Source organism: Anaeromicropila populeti (assembly GCF_900112775.1).
GTDB lineage: Bacteria > Bacillota > Clostridia > Lachnospirales > Lachnospiraceae > Anaeromicropila_A > Anaeromicropila_A populeti.
This window is the reverse complement of the sequence record NZ_FOYZ01000043.1, coordinates 1-1416: the sequence shown is the minus strand read 5'-3', so window position 1 is coordinate 1416 and position 1416 is coordinate 1. Positions and strand designations below refer to the sequence as shown.

The following is a 1416-nucleotide window of genomic DNA, read 5'->3' as shown; positions in this document are numbered from 1 at the left end:
TGTCCAGCTTTTCCTGTATTATCTGTTACCTGAAGATATTTCTGAGCATTTACATTCTTAATATAGTACCAGCCATCTGTTAATTTTACAGTACTTCCTATACCAGGATTAGGTGTACTAGTTGGTGTTGGCGTTGCAGAACTAGGGGTGTAGTTTCTAATAATTCCCAAATCCCATATAATCTGCTGATATTGAGCTGACATATCTGTAGTACCCTGAATAAGAAAATCTACTTTATTAATGTCATTGATTTCTAATTTCTGATTATATCCAGCACGAATAAGTTCTCCATGTGAAACATTAGTAGTCCACTTGTCTGCATTATATTTTGTAAGATTACCACGCCATGCCCACTTTTCAGAAACCTGTGTCCAAGGTCCACCTGCACCAGAAGATGTCCATAACTCAAAGTATCGGCCATCTTTCATATCTTCCATAATCAGGTAGTACTTACCATCTGCATTTGATTTATAAACTGCTGCTGCTTCAAAAGAATCATTAAGAGCTACTGTTGGTGTGCCCCAGCCTTTTGGGAAGTTTGCCAAAGTAGTCTTACGTACATACAATTTATGTGAGCCGTCACTTGGAGTGTTGTACATATAAGCATATTGATCATCACATATGACATAATAATCCCATCCCATATTTCCTGACATTCCAAAGGATTTTGGTCCTGACCAGGAATTAGGATCCGCTATATTTGTACTTGTGGCATAAGCTGCCCCGTGGGTTCCATCCTGATAAACTAAATACCATAATTTTTGTGGTTCATAGTAAAATACTTCTGGTGCACAGAAATATGATTCACCTATTTTACTCATATAGGTACGTGGAGCAGTTTTTAACCCAGATATAGTAGTTGCTGATGTATAAAGCATCTGCCATCCACCGCTTTTATTTGCTCCAGTATAAAATACGTGATATTTACCTCCGTAATATACAATAGTTGGATCCTTTGCCCCATAATAATCATACGGGCTGCATTCTCTGTGAAAAATAACACGTTCATCTACAGACCAAGATGGATTGGCATTTGCTGCTGCATTTACTACGGAACCATAAGATGGTATAAGAAGCGCCATCACCGCAAATAACGCAATATATTTTTTTATTAACCCCTTCATATTATCCTCCTTTATTGGTATTCTATTTTAGTTACAAACTTGCCTTTTAACTAAATGAGTAATTTGCAGGTGCATTTTTGTTACTTCCAACTGTTGCTATAAAGTTAATAGTAACGGATGAACCTGAGGCAAGTGTGGCATCCCATGACGGATTTTTAACTACAACCTTGGTACCAGACTGACTTGACAATTCCGCGCCCCAAAGACTATTTATAGTGCTGTTATAATCAAATTGTAATGTCCAGCCATTGTATGTTTTAGTTGAGTTATTCTTTAATACAATTTGTCCTTG

Annotated in this window: 2 protein-coding genes; both read right to left on the bottom strand. The window is 37.1% G+C overall.

Annotated features, from left to right (window positions below):
- Positions 1-1124, bottom strand: a 1124-nt coding sequence (locus BM305_RS18725; protein WP_272481977.1) for a glycoside hydrolase family 62 protein, incomplete at its 3' end; no start/stop codon positions are given.
- Positions 1125-1170: 46 nt separating this feature from the next.
- On the bottom strand, positions 1171-1416 hold a 246-nt coding region (locus BM305_RS18720), incomplete at its 5' end, for a cellulose binding domain-containing protein (protein ID WP_177214818.1).